The sequence below is a fragment of the Shewanella sp. Shew256 genome (genome assembly GCF_002196695.1).
Taxonomy (GTDB): domain Bacteria; phylum Pseudomonadota; class Gammaproteobacteria; order Enterobacterales; family Shewanellaceae; genus Shewanella; species Shewanella mangrovisoli.
This window is the reverse complement of sequence record NZ_NAJR01000006.1, coordinates 62,451-80,666: the sequence shown is the minus strand read 5'-3', so window position 1 is coordinate 80,666 and position 18,216 is coordinate 62,451. Positions and strand designations below refer to the sequence as shown.

The 18,216-nt window shown below is 46.0% G+C and carries 15 protein-coding genes and 1 riboswitch; of the genes, 9 read left to right on the top strand and 6 right to left on the bottom strand.

Annotation, left to right across the window (positions count from 1 at the left end; genetic code table 11):
* Window positions 1–78 precede the first annotated feature (78 nt).
* A complete protein-coding gene (locus tag B5P39_RS12670; protein WP_088211753.1) occupies window positions 79–567 on the bottom strand; it encodes a TIGR00645 family protein in 489 nt (162 codons plus the stop codon).
* A 653-nt stretch (window positions 568–1,220) separates the two neighbouring features.
* Between B5P39_RS12670 and B5P39_RS12665 the strand changes: the two genes are divergently transcribed.
* From B5P39_RS12665 to B5P39_RS24960, 3 genes are all read left to right on the top strand, one after another.
* A complete protein-coding gene (locus B5P39_RS12665) occupies window positions 1,221–1,790 on the top strand; it encodes a DUF7010 family protein (protein ID WP_088211752.1) in 570 nt (189 codons plus the stop codon).
* Window positions 1,791–2,380: 590 nt separating this feature from the next.
* Window positions 2,381–3,100, top strand: coding sequence for a hypothetical protein (locus tag B5P39_RS12660; protein WP_088211751.1), 720 nt, complete (start codon window positions 2,381–2,383; stop codon window positions 3,098–3,100).
* A gap of 212 nt (window positions 3,101–3,312) precedes the next feature.
* Window positions 3,313–3,438, top strand: a complete 126-nt coding sequence (locus tag B5P39_RS24960) for a hypothetical protein (RefSeq protein WP_254915782.1) — start codon at window positions 3,313–3,315, stop codon at window positions 3,436–3,438.
* A 201-nt stretch (window positions 3,439–3,639) separates the two neighbouring features.
* Here B5P39_RS24960 and B5P39_RS12655 read toward each other — a convergent pair whose 3' ends face one another.
* Window positions 3,640–4,632, bottom strand: coding sequence for a class 1 fructose-bisphosphatase (locus tag B5P39_RS12655; RefSeq protein ID WP_088211750.1), 993 nt, complete (start codon window positions 4,630–4,632; stop codon window positions 3,640–3,642).
* A 296-nt stretch (window positions 4,633–4,928) separates the two neighbouring features.
* Here B5P39_RS12655 and B5P39_RS12650 point away from each other — a divergent pair, with 296 nt between their 5' ends.
* On the top strand, window positions 4,929–7,220 hold the full coding sequence (locus B5P39_RS12650; protein ID WP_088211749.1) for a S9 family peptidase: 2,292 nt from the start codon (window positions 4,929–4,931) through the stop codon (window positions 7,218–7,220).
* Window positions 7,221–7,560: 340 nt separating this feature from the next.
* Here B5P39_RS12650 and arcA read toward each other — a convergent pair whose 3' ends face one another.
* Window positions 7,561–8,277, bottom strand: a complete 717-nt coding sequence (gene arcA, locus B5P39_RS12645; protein ID WP_007644695.1) for a two-component system response regulator ArcA — start codon at window positions 8,275–8,277, stop codon at window positions 7,561–7,563.
* A gap of 587 nt (window positions 8,278–8,864) precedes the next feature.
* On the opposite strand from arcA, the gene B5P39_RS12640 reads away from it, so the two are divergent.
* The 3 genes from B5P39_RS12640 to B5P39_RS12630 all read left to right on the top strand — a co-directional run bounded on the left by B5P39_RS12640 (window position 8,865) and on the right by B5P39_RS12630 (window position 12,329).
* Window positions 8,865–9,299: a DUF3293 domain-containing protein gene (locus B5P39_RS12640; protein ID WP_011621450.1), complete on the top strand. Its 435-nt coding sequence runs from the start codon at window positions 8,865–8,867 to the stop codon at window positions 9,297–9,299.
* 239 nt (window positions 9,300–9,538) lie between these two features.
* Window positions 9,539–9,713, top strand: a riboswitch (Lysine riboswitch).
* 143 nt (window positions 9,714–9,856) lie between these two features.
* The gene (lysC, locus tag B5P39_RS12635) at window positions 9,857–11,212 is read left to right on the top strand and encodes a lysine-sensitive aspartokinase 3 (RefSeq protein ID WP_011621451.1); all 1,356 of its coding nucleotides are present in this window, start codon (window positions 9,857–9,859) and stop codon (window positions 11,210–11,212) included.
* A 1-nt stretch (window position 11,213) separates the two neighbouring features.
* Window positions 11,214–12,329: a succinylglutamate desuccinylase/aspartoacylase family protein gene (locus B5P39_RS12630; protein ID WP_088211748.1), complete on the top strand. Its 1,116-nt coding sequence runs from the start codon at window positions 11,214–11,216 to the stop codon at window positions 12,327–12,329.
* A gap of 54 nt (window positions 12,330–12,383) precedes the next feature.
* Here B5P39_RS12630 and B5P39_RS12625 read toward each other — a convergent pair whose 3' ends face one another.
* Window positions 12,384–13,349 (bottom strand): zinc transporter ZntB, encoded by a 966-nt coding sequence (locus B5P39_RS12625; RefSeq protein ID WP_037421970.1) that lies wholly within the window; start codon window positions 13,347–13,349, stop codon window positions 12,384–12,386.
* A gap of 180 nt (window positions 13,350–13,529) precedes the next feature.
* Here B5P39_RS12625 and B5P39_RS12620 point away from each other — a divergent pair, with 180 nt between their 5' ends.
* The gene (locus B5P39_RS12620; protein WP_037421973.1) at window positions 13,530–13,904 is read left to right on the top strand and encodes a YacL family protein; all 375 of its coding nucleotides are present in this window, start codon (window positions 13,530–13,532) and stop codon (window positions 13,902–13,904) included.
* Window positions 13,905–13,992: 88 nt separating this feature from the next.
* Here B5P39_RS12620 and B5P39_RS12615 read toward each other — a convergent pair whose 3' ends face one another.
* Together B5P39_RS12615 and narQ are read right to left on the bottom strand one after the other, a co-directional pair.
* Entirely contained in the window at window positions 13,993–14,622 is a 630-nt protein-coding gene (locus B5P39_RS12615) for a response regulator (protein WP_011621455.1), read from the bottom strand.
* The gene (narQ, locus tag B5P39_RS12610; RefSeq protein ID WP_088211747.1) at window positions 14,615–16,411 is read right to left on the bottom strand and encodes a nitrate/nitrite two-component system sensor histidine kinase NarQ; all 1,797 of its coding nucleotides are present in this window, start codon (window positions 16,409–16,411) and stop codon (window positions 14,615–14,617) included. Before narQ ends, B5P39_RS12615 begins: the two co-directional genes overlap by 8 nt.
* A 242-nt stretch (window positions 16,412–16,653) precedes the next feature.
* Between narQ and nrfA the strand changes: the two genes are divergently transcribed.
* Window positions 16,654–18,057, top strand: coding sequence for an ammonia-forming nitrite reductase cytochrome c552 subunit (gene nrfA, locus B5P39_RS12605; RefSeq protein WP_055647862.1), 1,404 nt, complete (start codon window positions 16,654–16,656; stop codon window positions 18,055–18,057).
* Window positions 18,058–18,216: the final 159 nt, after the last annotated feature.

Sequence of the window (18,216 nt, the reverse complement as noted above, 5' to 3'; positions counted from 1 at the left end):
GCACTCACATTTAAACAGCACTGATACTTAGACAGCATTGATACTTAAACTGCGCAGGCTCCTACGGGCGATGCCGCATTACTTACGAGTCATCTTATCCAAGTAACCCATAGCAAAGGCCGACAGCACAAAGGTAATATGGATAAGCAAGTACCACATGATTTTGTCGTTATCGATATTCTTCACATCCATAAAGATTTTTAGCAGGTGGATAGACGAAATCGCCACAATGGAGGCGGCCACTTTGTTTTTCAGTGAACCCGAATCCAATTTACCCAACCAAGCGAGCTTCTCACTGTCTTCGCCGACATCCAGCTGTGAGACAAAATTCTCATAGCCAGAAAACATCACCATTACAATCAGACCGCCCACTAGGGTGATATCAATCAAGGACAGGGTGACCAGCACCAGATCGACTTCGGTCATCTCGAAAATAATCGGCAAAATATGGAAGATCTCTTGGAAGAATTTAATGCCTAAACCCAACAGCACTAGACTCAACCCCAAGTAGATGGGCGCCATAATCCAGCGTGATGCGTACATTAGCCTTTCAAATATTTTTTCCATATGGAGCAAATCCTTAGTGGTTAAAGCTTGATAATCGAATCTATGAAACCAAAACAATAACATACTGGGTTAACGCCGCGCTATCGGCCAATCGCAAAGGCGTGAGGTATATGCAGCTAAGCCCAAGTTACGGGCATAGCTGATTTGATTTTGAGGCCTTACAGCCGAGATGAGTTAGGTTAGTGGGGGCACCCGCACCTGATTATGCTGATGTTTAGTTATTACGGCCTGACGGCCGAGGTAAGTCAAAGTCGTGGGTCTTCAACCCACACCCGACCAAGAGGGGATCAACAGCAATTCCCTCTTGGATCTCCCTTGCCGCCCCTAGCGAAGTTACATGCATTGGTTAGTGGCTTTGTGCTTATTCGAAAATCACTAACGCTTCCGATGGTACATCCTGTACCCCGAAAGCTAACTCGGCATTCATGCCTCGCTCACGTGATTTTCTTCAACGCCCTTCAGCAACTTCGCAGGGGAAGGTGAACTTCTGTTGCCTTGGTGTTAGCTGTTAGTCCTAAAGATTTGTGCCTGCCTATCTTTCCCCTCTCCTGTTTTTTGAATGACATTTGTCATCCGTAATTGCTGACAACTCACACTGCCGTGATTTAGCGGATGCGGGGATACTTAAGCCATACCAACAAGGAGGCTTAATCATGCAACATAAATCACTGGATCAACAACTTATCGAATACCGCCAAAAACGTGCTTTAGCTATGCCCTTATCTGGCATGATGGTCTGGGGACTATTGTTTATCTTGAGTTTTATGCTTCCAGCATCGCAAATGGTGATGGCAACGTTTATCGGCACGGGTTCTATTGTCTATCTTGCTATGGGAGTCTCGCGTCTTACGGGCGAGAATATCTCCTTTAAGAAAAGCACTGACCGTAATTGGTTTGAGACAGTGTTTTTGGCTGCGCTGGGGATGAGCTTTTTAACCTTTAGCATCAGTATTCCCTTTTTTATGGAAAACTATTTAGCCTTGCCCTTCGCCCTTGCTGTGCAAACAGGATTAATGTGGTTGGTTTTCGGCGTGTTAGCGGCGCAAAAGGTGGCGATTGTGCATGCAATTGTGCGCACTGTGGCTTGCGTAGCAGCCTTTATGTTGTGGCCTGAGTTGAGTTTTCAGCTTCAACCTTTGATTGTGGTGGTGTGTTATGGATTTTCGATTCCACTCATGGAACGTCGTTGGAAGATTCAGCAAAATCTTTGTGTTGCAAGTTAGTTGGGTGTTTCAGTTTCCACTGACGTGTAGAAGAGCAATACGGCCTTCGGCCGAGGTAAGTCAAAGTCGTGGGTCTTTAACCCATACCTTATGTAGAAGTTTAGTGATTGCGGCCTAACGGTCGAGGTAGGTTAAAGTCGTGGGGTTTCACCCCCTGATTTGTAATCAAGAGTCGACCAAGGAGGACTGCTCGTCCTATCCTCCTTGCCTATTGCTTTCACATCAGCCAAGACGCCCCTAGCGAAGTTACATGTATTGATTAGTGGCTTTGTGCTTATTCGAAAATCCCTAACGCTTCCGATGGTACATCCTGTACCCCGAAAGCTAGCGAGGCATCCATGCCTCGCTCACGCGATTTTCTTCAACGCCCTTCAGCAACTTCGCAGGGCAAGGTGAACTTCTGTGATCTCGGCGTTTGCTGTTAATCCTAAAAGAGTTATGCCTGCCCCATATTTCTTAACAAATCCATTTGACTGATTCGCAAAACTTTACGGCTTTGCTCAATTCCACTTGAGTATTTACTATGTAATTAATTCTGTTATAAATTTGAACAATAGATAATGAGATGTAAGCATGCTTGAGGTAGAAATTTGACTTGGTATATAAAAAAGCTAGAGGATGATGTAGCTACTTTGTTTGGTCGGGAGCAAGCTTCATTATTATCAAGTTCTTTGGCTTCAATATTTGAAAACTATGACTTTGCTCGTTATCACTATCAGGAGGTTAAGCGTTTAATCAATAATCATATGACAGGTAAAGAACACCCATCTGAATATGTTATGTTGGTACTAACAAGAGACATTCAAGTACTTAGTTCTGAGCAAGAATTCAAGTTGGCATATCGTGCTAATGTTCTAGCTTTATTAAAAAATCTTCATAGCATATCGGACTTTTTAGCTCACGTTATTTATTATGCATTTGGCCTGAATATTGATAAAAACACTTTTATTCAATCTGAAAAGCTTAATTTGTATCAAGTAAAAATGAGTTTGAAAAAACGTAAAGAATTTGGCGAAATTTTGGATGTTTTGGAACAGCTAACTAATCATCATGACTATCACTATTTGAAAAAAGTTGTTAATTACACTAAACATCGTTCAAATATACTATCGAACCTTAGTTACGACCCTAACAAGTATGGTGAGGAAATATATAAGTTTTCTTTTAAGTCATTTGACCTGTATGAGGAGGTACCAGTTAACGACTTTTTAACCCGTGAGTATAACCGAGAAAATGCACTAATCATTGAACTTGGTAATAAACTCAATCAATCTGTGAGCGGCATGTTAGCAAACTTGAAAGCAGTTTAATTTGGACATTCATTGATAAATTTTAGAATGATGGAGTGCTGATTAGTAGTTTGCACAGTAGTGACAGGAATACACCTTCCCCTGCGAAGTTGCCGCGGGGCGTTGGAATAAATTGCGTGAGTCCGGTCATGGATGACCGGCTAGCTTTCGGGGTACAGGATGTACCATCGGAAGCGATAGCAATTTATCCATAAGACCAAGGCTAGTCTCTAATGCATGTAACTTCGCTAGGGGCGGCAAGGGAGATCCAAGAGGGAATTGCTGTTGATCCCCTCTTGGTCGGGTGTGGGGTGAAGCCCCACGACTTTGACTTACCTCGGCCGTTAGGCCGCAATTAATATAGCATTGTGCTAAACAGCACGAATATCAGCCAGAGGGTTGAAGCCCCACGACTTTGATTCACCTCGGCCGTTAGGCCGCAATTTCTTCAGCGGTAAAGCCGAATAAAACTCAAATGTCGCATTCTGCGACAACAAAAAAGCCACTGTGGTCAGTGGCTTTTATCAAACAAATCAAAATCAAAGCGTAAGCGATTCGGCTTAATCCAGAGTTGGTTCTTCGCTGTAATCGATACCATGGTAGCTTAGGCAAGCGTCCACTTCATTGGCGCTACCTAGGATAACCGCAACGCGTTGGTGAATTTGCGTCGGTTGAATATCCAAAATGGTTTCATAACCCGTAGAGGCTTTACCGCCAGCTTGCTCGACTAACAAGGCCATTGGGTTGGCTTCGTACATTAAACGCAGTTTGTATGGCTTTTTCGGATCTTTATTGTCGGTTGGGTAAGTAAAGATACCGCCGCGAGAAAGTACGCGGTGCACGTCACCGACCATGGCGGCAATCCAGCGCATGTTGAAGGATTTTTCGCGTGGGCCAATTTTGCCTAGCAGTAAATCGGCGATATAGGTCTGCATTGGCGCTTCCCAAAAACGTTGGTTCGACATGTTAATGGCGAACTCTTGGGTGTCTGGGCTGATGCTCATGGCCGCGTTGGTCAGTAAAAATTCGTTGGTTTCGGGGTGCAGGGTAAAGAGTTGTACGCCTTGGCCTGTGGTGAGGGCGAGCATGGTTGATGGGCCGTAGAGCACATAACCTGCGGCTAACTGATGGCGACCAGATTGCAGGAAGCTCGCCTCGGTTAACTCACCCTGTGGTGCTGGTAAAACAGAGAAAATGGTGCCGACTAGCGAGTTGATATCGATATTCGATGAACCATCTAAAGGGTCGAAACATACCAGATACTGACCATTGGTGTTGACTTCAACCACATGATCTTCTTCCTCAGAGGCTAAGCCGCGCACTGTTCCGTCGGCTTTTAATGCATCTTTGAGCATATCGTTGGTGATGATATCCAGTTTTTTCTGGGTTTCACCTTGCACGTTTTCCTGTTCGGTCGCGCCTAACACGCCGGCTAAGGCACCGTGGCGCACGGCATGGCTGATGGCTTTGGAGGTGTCGGCTAAGGTCAAAATCAGTTGCGAGAGGGATTCGTTCACTGCCTTTGAGGTTAAGTGCTGGGCAAGAGTCTGCATGTTAGGTCCTTTAGGGGTTCAACATTGAGGTCAATTTCATTATTTGCCGCGAATAATAACTCAGTTAGTCGACAATTTCAGCGATGTTGCTGTGGGTTTTAATCAATTTAAGCCAAGATGGTTATCCCTTTGTGTCAGACTGAGTGGGTTATCTTGAAAATTGAGCTAACCGCAGGAGTTCGCCAGCTAATTTGTATCTGTATATTGCCTGCGCTTTTTATTTAGGCTTTGCCTTGGCACAATGACGGCAGTTTTTGATCGCCACCTTAAGGCGAGTATGCTTCCAAGGAATAATAATGACTAAAAATGGGTTAGCTTCTTCCCTGCGCTCGGTGACATTGGGCGCCTCATCCCTACTGATAGCGAGTCAACTGGCCATGGTTTCTAGCGCGATATTGACCCCTGCCTATGCGCTTGAAGGCGGCACAATGCCGCTGACTATCGAGCGCATGAATGCTTCGCCTGCCTTGGCGGGCACGAGTCCCCGTGGATTAAAGTTATCCCCAGATGGTCAAAGGGTGACCTATCTTGCGGGACGTAAAGACAACCAAAACTTTTACGATCTCTGGCAGATGGATGTGAAGACGGGCGAATCTAGCCTGTTGCTAAACGCCGATAAACTGGCGAGCAATGAGTTATCCGATGAAGAAAAGGCTCGCCGCGAGCGCCAACGTATTTATGGCGAAGGCATTATGGAATATTTCTGGGCGGACGATAGCAAGGCGCTGTTGATCCCTGCCTCGGGGAATCTGTATTACTTCTCCTTAGCGGATTACAGCGTTAGCCAACTGCCGATAGGCGAGGGCTTTGCCACCGATGCGCGCCTATCGCCCAAGGGGAATTTCGTGTCCTTCGTGCGGGACCAAAATCTGTATGTGCTCAATTTAGCGACTAAAAAGCTTGAGGCCATGACCACAGACGGTGGCGGCGCAATTAAAAATGCCATGGCGGAATTTGTCGCCCAGGAAGAAATGGATCGCATGACGGGTTACTGGTGGGCGCCCGATGAGTCGGCCATCGCCTTTACCCGTATCGATGAGTCTGGCGTTGAGTTAGTCACCCGCAATGAAATCTATGCTGATGGTATTAAGCTTACCGAGCAGCGTTATCCGGCGGCGGGCAAAAACAATGTCGAGATCCAACTGGGTGTGGTGACGTTAAGCAATAAAGCCATCAATTGGGTGACCTTAAGCGATGATAAAAATAAGGATATTTACCTGCCTCGCGTCGATTGGTTGCCCGATAGCAAGCATTTATCCTTCCAGTGGCAGAGCCGCGATCAGCAAAAGTTAGATCTGCAACTGGTGGCTCTCGATGCGCTGACCAAGCCGAAAACCTTAGTCAAAGAGCGCAGCGATGCTTGGGTGAATCTTAACAATGACCTGCACTTCTTAAAGCAGCAATCGGCGTTTATCTGGGCCTCGGAGCGTGACGGCTTTAATCATCTTTATTTGTTTGACCTAAAAGGTAAGCTGAAGACGCAACTGACCAAGGGCAATTGGGCAGTCGATGAGCTGGAATATATCGATGAAACCGCAGGTTGGGTGTATTTTACTGGCCGCAAAGATACCCCTATCGAAAAACACCTCTACCGTGTGCCGTTAGCGGGTGGCAAGGTTGAGCGTGTGAGCAGCGAGGCGGGGATGCACAATCCGGTATTTGCCGATAGTCAAAGCGTGTATCTAGATTATTTCAATAGCTTATCTCAGCCACCACAGATCAGTTTGCACGGCGATAAGGGTCAACATCTGGCATGGGTGGAGCAGAACCAAGTCAAAGCAGGTCATCCTCTGTATGACTATGCAGGCCTTTGGCAACTGCCTGAGTTTAAAGAGCTTAAGGCGGAAGACGGGCAGGTCTTGCAAACGCGCCTCTTTAAACCTGTGCCCTTCGATGCGAACAAAAAGTACCCCGTAGTCGTGCGCGTTTATGGTGGCCCACATGCGCAATTGGTAACCAATAGCTGGAGTGAGCAGGATTACTTTACCCAATACTTAGTGCAGCAAGGTTATGTGGTATTTCAACTGGATAACCGCGGCAGCGCCCACAGAGGCACTCAGTTCGAACAGGTAATTTACCGTCACTTGGGCGAGGCGGAAGTGAACGACCAAAAGGTTGGCGTCGATTATCTGCGCAGCTTGCCCTTTGTCGATAGCGATAATGTGGCGATTTATGGCCACAGCTACGGCGGTTATATGGCCTTGATGAGTCTGTTTAAGGCGCCGGATTACTTTAAGGCGGCGATTTCGGGTGCGCCCGTCACCGATTGGCGCTTGTACGACACTCACTACACCGAGCGTTATCTCGCCCATCCCGCGAATAATGAACAAGGTTACGAAGCCAGTAGCGTGTTCCCCTATGTAAAAAACTATCAGTCTGGGCTATTGATGTACCACGGCATGGCCGACGATAACGTGTTGTTTGAAAACAGTACTCGCGTGTATAAGGCGTTGCAGGACGAAGGCAAACTGTTCCAGATGATTGATTATCCGGGTTCTAAGCATTCGATGCGCGGTGAGAAAGTGCGTAATCACTTATATCGCTCGCTGGCGGATTTCCTCGATAGACAGCTTAAAAGCGGCAAATAACCCACAGCAGAGCGCTATTTAACCACGCGTATGCAGTTAAACTTGCGCATGCAGTTATCCAAGAGTGAGGTTAACACCTCACTCTTTTTTATACTCGGTATTTGGCTAATACCTTAGCTAACAGCTGAGTTAACGCTGTGGAGAGCACTTAGTCGTGAGTAACTGCTCCATTCCAATCTATGCGCTTAAAGTCTGCGATGGCTATTTAAACTTGGTTATTCAAGTTTCGCGATTCAAGTTTGGCGGGGTGATAAAGCGGGGCAGAGGGGTTGCCATATTGCAGAGATAAAAAAACCAGATCCGAGGATCTGGTTTTTATTATTCAAACGGACTTAGAAGATTAGTCTTCTAAGTTACCGCAGAAACGGTAGCCTTCACCGTGGATAGTCGCGATGATTTCTGGCGTATCTGGCAAGCTTTCGAAGTGCTTACGGATACGACGGATAGTCACGTCAACAGTACGGTCGTGTGGCTTTAACTCACGGCCTGTCATCTTCATCAGTAGATCGGCACGAGTTAAGATTTTGCCTGGGTTTTCAACAAAGTGCAGCATAGCGCGGAATTCGCTACGTGGCAGTTTGTAAGATTCACCCTGTGGGCTCACCAGAGAACGGCTATTGATCTCTAGGCTCCAATCGTTGAAACGGTAGTATTCGACAGAGCTCTTTTCTTCGACTTCGTTACCAGCGCTATTCACACGAGTCAGAAGGTTGCGAGCACGAATCGTCAATTCACGTGGGTTGAACGGCTTGGTAATATAATCGTCCGCGCCAATTTCAAGTCCAAGGATTTTGTCGACTTCGTTGTCACGGCCTGTCAGGAAGATCAGACCGATGTTGTTGATTTCACGTAATTCACGTGCCAACAACAGACCGTTTTTACCTGGTAGGTTAATGTCCATAACCACTAGGTTAATTTTGTTTTCCTGCATAGCCTTATGCATTTCTGCGCCATCATTGGCCTCAGTTACCACATACCCTTCTGCCTCGAAAATACTTCTCAGCGTGTTACGGGTAACGGCTTCATCTTCAACGATCAGAATGTGCGGATTTTGCATATTAATTACCTAAATTTTAACCAATTTTATTCTAACCATAAGGACCGCTTACATCGGATCCTTATATTCATAAAATGTTGATACTTCCTCTAACTGCTCTGTGCTTCAAAGGAAAGATCTTTACGGCGACACATCAGGATGTATATAAAGTGCACGTTTAAAGTGTAATACGATAAAACGTAACCAGTATCAACTTCGATAAGCAATAGTTATAAATAGTTCCTTAACTATTGTTTTTTTTTAAAATGTTTAAATGATAACTCAAATGTAGAACACATTTTAAAAGATGTCTGGCCAGATTAGGGTGATTTCGCAGAGGAATCTAACAAACCCTTGTCAAGATTAAGCAAACTTAATGTTATCTGCTTAACTAGCCAATGGCGTCATTGTACTCGTTTTAGGCATTTGTTAACAAATGAAATGTTAACAAATTTCTGGTTGAGGCCCTGATTTACCATGATATTTACTTTAGTCATTGATTAGTATAACTAATGTATTTTTGATTCTTGTGAGCCAGTTCACGCCTCTTTGGATTTTTGAGGCGCTCTGCTACACTAACCCGGGTTCATTTTTCGACTAGACTACCAATGGACAACATGACTCAAGATTTGTGGCAGCATTACCAGAAGCCGTTGTTTTTGCTTACTCAAGCATTATCCTGTGATTTTTCCTTTGCTGTAATTACCGCCCATAATCCCGCTTCAACCCTCCTCAGTCCCAGCCAAAACCGTTTACTCGACCGCCAACTTCTCCGTGATATTGAATTAATCGGCAGCCCCTATCGTGCAATGGTGGGCGCATCGCCAGATTTATCCCATATGGAAAAGAGCTGGGCGGTGTTTGTCGATAGAAGCATGGCGCTGCAGCTAGGGAAAAAGTTTAATCAATATGCCATCTACATGGTGGAAAAGGGTGAGGTGAGTTTAGTGCCTTGTACCATCACCGGGCATGATGAAGTGTGTTTAGGCCTGTTTAATGATCACGTGCGTTTGGTTTACGAACTGCCCGATCTAGCGACCTAACCCGCGCGTTTTTAACTATTTTCTTATCCGGCTTTGTCTGTAAAGGGCAAGGCTAGGTCACTTCTTTTTTAATCCTTTTAATGTCTGTTCGATATCTCGCCGCCATTTTTTGCTTTGGCTTTACCGCTAAATTGCTCATTGTTTTTAAAAGCGTTTATTGAATTTGTTTATGCGATGTGAAATTAGCATTGACTTCATTAGGGGTTTATTGCTACTTTTTTCGTCCCTTTCCGGCGGAAAGGAACAGAAGAGGAGCGTTAACTAGGTAGTCAGTCAGAGGAGCACAAACTCCAGCGATGATTGATGAGGGAGATTAACGCCGAGGCATAGATGTGGTTGCTGCATGTTTATGTCGGTCGCTTAGGCTGAATCCTAACGATTGTCACCTGTAATTGGTGGAGAGCTTCTGGTGACGATTGCTGTTTCCCTTCTATTGGGGTGCGTATCATTGAGCACCAGGCTCTTCGAACGAAGTTGGTTCGGAGCGTAATCATGTTAGTTAATCAAGATCTTATTCTAGTTTGTGCCGTGTCTTCTGTTTCTGCGGAGGTACGATAATGTCTCTTGTTGTCGCAAAATTTGGTGGTACCTCAGTCGCCGATTACGGTGCAATGAATCGCTGCGCCGATATCGTACTGGGCAATCCCGATTGTCGTTTAGTGGTGGTTAGCGCCTCCAGTGGCGTGACTAACCTCTTGGTTGAACTCACTCAAGAGTCAATGAACGACGATGGTCGTTTACAGCGCTTAAAGCAAATCGCCCAAATTCAATACGCTATCTTAGATAAACTGGGTCGCCCCAACGACGTAGCTGCGGCATTGGATAAGCTGTTAAGCCGTATGGCGGTATTGAGCGAAGCGCTAGCATCCCAGCGCAGCAAGGCCACCATGGATGAGTTATTGTCCCTTGGCGAGCAGTGTTCGTCGGCATTATTTGCGGCGGTATTACGGGAAAAAGGCGCTAACTCGAGTGCCTTCGATGTGCGCAGAGTGCTGCGCACCGACAGCCATTTTGGCCGCGCCGAGCCACAGGTTGAGCAAATTGCCATTCTCTCACGTGAGCATTTACTGCCGCTGTTATCTGAACAAGTGATTGTGACTCAAGGCTTTATTGGTTCAGATGAGGCCGGACAAACCACCACGCTTGGCCGTGGCGGTAGTGACTATTCTGCGGCACTGTTAGCCGAAGCCTTAAAAGCCTCTGCCGTTGAGATTTGGACCGATGTGGCTGGGATTTACACGACCGATCCGCGCCTTGCGCCAAACGCCCATCCAATTGCTGAAATCAGTTTTAACGAAGCCGCCGAGATGGCGACTTTCGGTGCTAAAGTGCTGCATCCTGCGACGATTCTGCCTGCGGTGCGCCAACAAATTCAAGTGTTTGTCGGCTCGAGTAAGGAGCCTGAAAAGGGTGGTACTTGGATCCGTCATCAGGTTGAAGATGCGCCCGTGTTTCGCGCGGTTGCGCTGCGCCGCGACCAAACGCTACTCAATTTACACAGCCTGCAAATGTTGCATGCACAGGGCTTCTTGGCTGAAACCTTTGCCACACTGGCAAGGCATAAGATCAGTGTGGACTTGATCACCACCTCTGAAGTTAACGTATCGCTCACTCTAGATAAAACCGGCTCTGATTCGAGCGGCCAGGGGCTATTGAGCGAAGCGCTGCTACAGGAGTTATCACAGCATTGCCGTGTGCGTGTTGAAGATGGTTTAGCACTGGTGGCGATTATCGGTAACCGTATTGCGACCACAGCGGGCATTTGCCGCCGGGTGTTTGAAGTGCTTGAGCCACACAATGTGCGCATGATCTGCCAAGGTGCCAGCCCGCATAACTTGTGTGTATTGGTAGCCGAATCAGAAGCTGCGCAAGTGGTTAAAGCGCTGCACGAAAACCTGTTCGAAGGCGCGTAATATGCAACCGACTGCATCGTCTTTAACCATTGGGGAGCTTGCCGCAGGGCAGGCTCTGACGCTGCCGATTTATCACTTCAAGCCAAGTGGTCATGTATCTGGCCCTAAAGTGTATATTCAGGCTAATGTCCATGGTGCTGAGGTGCAAGGCAATGCGGTGATTTATCAATTGATGAAACAGTTGGAAAATTGCGACATCTTAGGGGAAATGACCTTAGTGCCCTTGGCTAATCCGCTGGGAATTAATCAAAAAAGCGGTGAGTTTACACTGGGGCGTTTTGACCCTATCACTGGCGTAAACTGGAATCGTGAGTACTTAAATCACGCGATAGATTTACCCGCTTGGTACAGTGAACATGCTGAGCTTAGCGATAGCGAACTTATTCAAGCATATCGCAGCACCTTGATTGAAGCTTGCCAGCAGCGGTTACGTAACGATTGGGGCGTGACCACGGGCCACAGATTGGCGGTTAGCTTACAGGCTATGGCCCATGCGGCGGATATAGTGCTCGATCTGCATACTGGGCCTAAATCCTGTAAACATTTGTATTGCCCTGAATATGATATTGCAGCGGCGCAGTTTTTCACGATTCCTTACACACTGGTGATCCCCAATAGTTTTGGTGGCGCAATGGATGAGGCGGCATTTTGTCCTTGGTGGCAATTGAGTGAAGTGGCAAAAGCGCAGGGGCGGGATCTCAATATCGCCGTTTCAGCTTTTACCTTGGAACTGGCGAGCCAAGAACGCATTTGCCTTGAGGATGCTTTAGTCGATGCTAAAGGCATTTTGGCCTATTTAAGTCATCGCGGGGTGATTGCCGAGCAAGTGGAACCCGTTAAGATGCCGCGTTTTGGCTGTTATCTTAAGGATTACAAAAAGTACCATGCGCCTATGGCGGGCTTGGTGGAATATGTGGCGCCCGTGGGAGAGCCGCTTGCGGCGGGTGAGACCTTAGTCAATCTGCTGCGACTCGACTTATATGGCAGTGAGCAGGAGCTGACGGCACTCAGTTTGCCCCAGGATTGTGTGCCTATACTCCATTTTGCTTCGGCGTCGGTGCATCAAGGCACAGAGCTCTATAAAGTCATGACCAATCTGTTTGAATTGCCATATTAACGGCAATCAGCAAAACAAAACGCCAATCTCGAGATTGGCTTTTTTTATTACAGTCTACAACCACTTAAAGCGATAGAAGAGCGCCATTTGCAGGGCAACCAGCGATATTAAAATGCCGCAGAAGGTCGCAAAAGCCCATGCGTTATCCGCACCGGGAATACCGCCGATATTGACCCCAAGCAAACCGGTTAAAAAGCCCAGAGGCAAGAAAATTGCCGAGACTAAGGATAAGAAATACAAGCGCTTGTTTAGCTGCTCCGATTGCTGGCTGAGTAACTCTTCCTGGGTCACATTGGCTCGGTCGCGCAGTGCATCTAAGTCTTCAATGGTGCGAATAAGCTTATCCGTGGTTTCGCGCATCTTAAGTTTTTCGGGTTCATTAAACAGCACAAATTGATCGGACAGCATCTTAGTGAAGGCTTCTTTCTGTGGGCCTAAATAGCGGCGCAAGGCTACGGTTTGTCGGCGTAGTTCGGCAATATCAGTACGTAAATCTTTAACATTGCCAGAAACAACTTGTTCTTCTAATTCTGAAAGTTGCTCCTCTAGCGTATCGATAAAATCGACTTTACGTGTAGTCAGTTTTTCACAAATGGCGAGGAGAAAATCTCCTGTGGTGGTTGGGCCTGTGCCTTCCATGATCAGTTCAGCCACATCTTTAACCGATTGCAACTCGCGATCACAGGTGGAGATAATGCGCTGTCTATCGGCGTAAATTCGCACGGCGACCATATCTTCAGGTGCTGAGTTTGGATTTAAGTTAATACCGCGCAGTGCCAGTAATACACCTTCCCCTGCCAATACGGCTCGAGGGCGAGTATCTTGGGCGAGCAGGGCATCGGTTTCGACTTTATTAAGACCGCTGTTTAACACCCAATGGCGAGCCTTTTTGTGGCGATAACGTAGGTGTACCCAAATCAACCCGTCCTTAGGGTCCCAATTTTCAAGTTGTTCTGGGCTTAAGGTTGAGCCAGCTCGTGCGCCGCTAAGCACTATGCTATAGATAAATCCTTCGTGCATGTCACATTCCATCTCATGCTAAATCATCGGGTAAAGCTAACTGATTTTACAGTGGAAATGAAGCCTAGCGTCGTTTCCTCTCACAATAACCTCAGCGCTAGATGAGTAAATTGCTGGCCAAGCAACTTATGATGAAATAGATTAAAATTAGCCTTAGTTGTAATGTATTGAGAAGATAAAATGGAATATGAATTTCGGCGTAACAGTTTGACTGGCACGTATTTAGCCAGCTTTAGCATGGACCATGAGGTACTGGGCCAATGGTTTTCAGAAGAGTTGGGGCCTGAGTTAGCCAAAATTCAGCAAGTGCTCGATATTATCAAAGAAATTCAAACAGGTAAGCGAGTTTCTTGGCGTTTTATCGGCAAAGATATTACCTTAGATCTGGATGAGGAGCAGGCACGAATTTACGCTAATGCTTTAGGATTTGAGCAGGATTATGAACTCGAAGAGGCGATGTCCCTCTATGATGCTGAATCTGAGGCTTACTGTGGGCTTGAAGATTTAGAAGAAGCGCTACTTAGTTGGTATGAATTTGTGCAAAAAGGGCTATAACCGCCCGCTGTGAATATCAACAAATAATAAAGGCAATCTATTGATTGCCTTTATTATTTAATGGAGTAAGTCTATCACTTATCCAATATCAATTGTTCAAATATCTTACCGCCATTTCGGTTCTCGACTTGGCATTAGCTTTACGCAACAGGTTTTTGACATGCACTTTCACAGTGCCTTCACTGATGTGTAAATGCTCTGAAATCATACGATTACTTAATCCTTCCGCCAGCTGTTGCAGGATCTGTAGTTCCCTTGGCGTGAGGCTTGAAATCCATTCCTGCTCATCGGCGGCATTTTTAAGCTCGTAAAGATATTCTTCGACCTCATCGCTGATCACTCTGTGGCCCAACATGGCATTTTTGAGCTTATCGAGCAGCAGATCCGGCTCGGTATCTTTAAGCAAATATCCGTCGGCGCCCGCGCGTAGCAGTCGAATAACATCTTGTTTGGCGTCCGAAACGGTGAGGATCACTATCCGTGAAGTCACGCCTTCCTGGCGCATGGCATTGAGGGTATCGAGTCCTGTCATTCCCTTCATATTCAGATCGAGCAGTACAATATCGGGCTCATCGGTGGCGACGGCGCTTAAGGCGTCTAAGCCTCCACCGACTTCGCCGAAGAGACTAAAATCCGGATCGGAGGCGATCAGCTGGCAGATCCCTTTACGTAGGAGGGGATGGTCATCGACCACGAGGACTGAATAAGGTTTACCCATGTGTAGGCTCCTGTTGGGAAGGGAAGATTAAAGTAACTTTGGTTCCCTGTGACAAATTGGATTTGTTATTAGACGCTAAGGGCACATCCGGTTGTTCTTGGTCTAGTTGTTCGGTAATTCCCTTGCTATTAGTGTGCGTATCATTGCTACTAAATACAACAGTACCGGCTAATTTACTGGCACGCTCGTGCATGATGCCTATGCCGAAGTGCTGATCCCGTTCTTTAATATGGCCAATGCCTACACCATCATCACTTACACTAATATTAACCATACCATGCTCATCTTTATAACAGCGAATATTGATATGGCTAGCACGGGCATGTTTGATAGCGTTGAGTGTTGCTTCTCGGGTGATCTGCAAAATATGGATATGTTGTTTCGCCTCTAACCATTGGGGGGAAAGCTTATAATCGAGGTGGATCTTGATATCGGTTTTTGCTCTGAGCTGCTCAAGCATAGCTTCCATCGCATTCTTCAGATTGGGTTCCTTAATGGTTAATCTGAAGGTGGATAGTAACTCTCGGAGTTGTACATAGGCTGTACTAACCCCTTCGTTGATCTCTGTGAGTTGTCCCTCAATGGTAGGATTGCGGCAGCTAAGATCTAAATTTTTGCGCAGCAAGCTAATTTGGATTTTTAGGAAAGAAAGCACTTGCCCGAGTGAATCATGTAATTCCCTTGCGATAACACCACGTTCTTCCATTAGGGCTAACTGTTGTCTTTGTTCGGTAGCGTTATGAATAACGATGGAGCGAGTAAGCATAATGGCAAAGTTTTTAAACAACGGAGTATTAATATCTTGGGTTGAGATAAGCTCTAAATAACCTAAATCAGCCTGCTCAAATTGTAGCGGAAAGCGGATGTTGTTGTGAGCGCCTTCTGGCCAGCCACCATCGGCTTCTACGACTTCGAGCTCCTGCTCAGGGTATTGGATAATCAGCCTCAAATACTCGATCGACTCATAATCTTTTAGCTGATTTAATGCTGCTTTGAGGGCCTTATAGTCCAGCTTATTGGCATTAAGTGTTAACAGAGTGTCGTATAAAAAGGCCAGTTCATTATTCGCCCGTGTCAGTGCTAAGGTTTTTTCGGCCACTTGTGACTCTAAGTTACCGTAGAGTGTGGCTAGCTCTCGCGCGGTTTTTTGCAGTGCATCGGTCAGAGCCGTGAGTTCAATATATTCGGTTTCGGGCATTTCGATCTCAAAGTTACCCTTAGAAATCGTATTGGCGGACTCCATCAATTGTTGCAAGGGTACAACGACTTTGCGTTTAGTAAAGCGCACCGCTAAAAAGGCGATAACTAGCATCAGCCCAAGCCCAAAAATTTGGCTCGCGGCGAGAAGGCGCAATTTAAAAGCGGCATGATGCTCCATTTCCAATACCAATAAATCAATAGTATCGACAAAGTCCTTGAGTGAGGCGGCGTAGTCGCGGGAGTTTTCCTGCTCGATGTAATATTTCATCACTAGCCACTTATCGATAACAAGTTGATATTGCTCGGCTATTCTTTTCTGACTGAGCCAGCCTGTGGAGGGTTGTAGTGCCTCAGAATGCAGCGTATTTTCAAATTCAGTGATTTTTTCTTGGGCAGCTTCACTGCCTGAGTTGGGGTAGAACATCAGCCGGTAGCTTTGCATCCGCAGTGAACCAGAGGCGTTGATGGCTTTTGCATCCCCTAGGCTGTAAGACAAATTGATGATTGCGAAGATGGCCAAGCTGCTAGAAAGCAAAATCAGTACTAACATTAAACCCAAAATTTTAGAGGTAAGGCTGCCTCGTTTCATATGTCCATTACCTAATATATGGGCCATTGATTTAATGGCACTTTAGTCGTGTTTTACATTAGAAAATAATGTACTACACTAACGAAAACATAAAAGTGTGAACAACAACACTATTACATTTTGATCTAGCGCAAACTTCGTTCTAGATACCCCCTAAGAGGTATGTCTTTGGTGGGGTTAAGCCACTAACTTTGGCCTTGGAGATGTCGTGATTTATTAAAATAATGTAACACGGAGATGAGATGATGAAGAAGATGACAGGTAAGTCCTTTGCACTGAGTGCACTGGTTGCCGCCAGCTTCATGGCGGCGGGCGCAATGGCGAGCGATAAAACTGAACCTCGCAATGAGGTTTATAAAGATAAATTTAAAAATCAATACAATAGCTGGCATGATACCGCTAAAAGTGAAGAGCTAGTGGATGCGCTTGAACAGGATCCTAATATGGTTATCCTGTGGGCAGGTTATCATTTTGCAACGGATTATAAAGCTCCGCGTGGTCATATGTATGCGGTAACCGATGTACGCAATACCTTACGTACAGGTGCGCCTAAAGACGCGGAAGACGGCCCATTGCCAATGGCATGTTGGAGTTGTAAAAGCCCAGATGTGCCTCGCCTGATTGAAGAGCAAGGTGAAGATGGTTACTTCAAAGGTAAATGGGCCAAAGGTGGTCCAGAAGTGACCAATACTATTGGCTGTGGCGATTGCCATGAAAAAGGCTCTCCAAAATTACGTATTTCTCGTCCTTATGTTGACCGTGCTATGGAGGCTATTGGCACTCCATTTGACAAAGCATCCAAGAAAGACAAGCAATCAATGGTTTGCGGTCAGTGTCACGTTGAATACTATTTCGAGAAGAAAGACGACCGTAAAGGTTTCGTGAAATTCCCTTGGGATATGGGCGTAACCGTTGAGCAAATGGAAGTTTACTATGATGGTATTGAGTTCTCTGATTGGACTCATGCACTGTCTAAAACGCCAATGTTAAAAGCACAGCACCCTGAGTACGAAACTTGGAAGATGGGTATTCATGGTAAAAATAATGTCAGTTGTGTTGACTGTCATATGCCTAAAGTGACTAGCCCTGAAGGTAAGAAGTTCACTGACCATAAAGTCGGTAACCCATTCGATCGTTTCGAAGAAACCTGTGCAACTTGCCATAGCCAAACGAAAGAATTCTTAGTGGGTGTCACTAATGAGCGCAAAGCTAAAGTTAAAGAAATGAAACTTAAAGCGGAAGAGCAATTAGTGAAGGCGCACTTCGAAGCCGCTAAAGCATGGGAATTAGGTGCTACTGAAGCTGAAATGAAGCCAATTTTGACTGACATCCGCCACGCTCAATGGCGCTGGGATTTAGCCATTGCTTCGCACGGTGTTGCCGCTCACGCTCCTGAAGAAGCGCTACGAGTGTTGGGTACATCTGTTAATAAAGCCGCCGATGCTCGTGTTAAGTTAGCACAGTTGTTAGCGAAAAAAGGTTTAACAGATCCTGTTGCTATCCCTGATATTTCGACTAAGGCGAAAGCTCAGGCGGTACTGGGTATGGACATGGAAAAACTGAATGCAGAGAAGGAAGCATTCAAAAAAGACATGTTACCTAAGTGGGATGCCGAAGCGAAAAAACGCGAAGCGACTTACAAGTAATTATTGTTGAATATGAGCTAACCCCTCATAGTAAAGCCCCCACAATCTAGGTTGCGGGGGCTTTTTATTTTAATGGCCGATTTGTTTGTGCTTATTCAAGCTAGATGCTTGTTTGTTTGGTATTAACAAGGCATGACGGCATCAAGTCACAGTGCTTTC

Bases quoted from the DNA above. Each gene is read 5' to 3' on its own strand.
- narQ (WP_088211747.1), bottom strand. From the start codon at position 16,411: ATGAAACGAGGCAGCCTTACCTCTAAAATTTTGGGTTTAATGTTAGTA.
- B5P39_RS12650 (WP_088211749.1), top strand. From the start codon at position 4,929: ATGACTAAAAATGGGTTAGCTTCTTCCCTGCGCTCGGTGACATTGGGC.
- B5P39_RS12625 (WP_037421970.1), bottom strand. From the start codon at position 13,349: ATGCACGAAGGATTTATCTATAGCATAGTGCTTAGCGGCGCACGAGCT.
- B5P39_RS12640 (WP_011621450.1), top strand. From the start codon at position 8,865: ATGGACAACATGACTCAAGATTTGTGGCAGCATTACCAGAAGCCGTTG.
- B5P39_RS12620 (WP_037421973.1), top strand. From the start codon at position 13,530: ATGGAATATGAATTTCGGCGTAACAGTTTGACTGGCACGTATTTAGCC.
- B5P39_RS12665 (WP_088211752.1), top strand. From the start codon at position 1,221: ATGCAACATAAATCACTGGATCAACAACTTATCGAATACCGCCAAAAA.
- B5P39_RS12630 (WP_088211748.1), top strand. From the start codon at position 11,214: ATGCAACCGACTGCATCGTCTTTAACCATTGGGGAGCTTGCCGCAGGG.
- nrfA (WP_055647862.1), top strand. From the start codon at position 16,654: ATGATGAAGAAGATGACAGGTAAGTCCTTTGCACTGAGTGCACTGGTT.
- B5P39_RS12670 (WP_088211753.1), bottom strand. From the start codon at position 567: ATGGAAAAAATATTTGAAAGGCTAATGTACGCATCACGCTGGATTATG.
- lysC (WP_011621451.1), top strand. From the start codon at position 9,857: ATGTCTCTTGTTGTCGCAAAATTTGGTGGTACCTCAGTCGCCGATTAC.
- B5P39_RS12615 (WP_011621455.1), bottom strand. From the start codon at position 14,622: ATGGGTAAACCTTATTCAGTCCTCGTGGTCGATGACCATCCCCTCCTA.
- B5P39_RS24960 (WP_254915782.1), top strand. From the start codon at position 3,313: ATGCATGTAACTTCGCTAGGGGCGGCAAGGGAGATCCAAGAGGGAATT.
- B5P39_RS12655 (WP_088211750.1), bottom strand. From the start codon at position 4,632: ATGCAGACTCTTGCCCAGCACTTAACCTCAAAGGCAGTGAACGAATCC.
- arcA (WP_007644695.1), bottom strand. From the start codon at position 8,277: ATGCAAAATCCGCACATTCTGATCGTTGAAGATGAAGCCGTTACCCGT.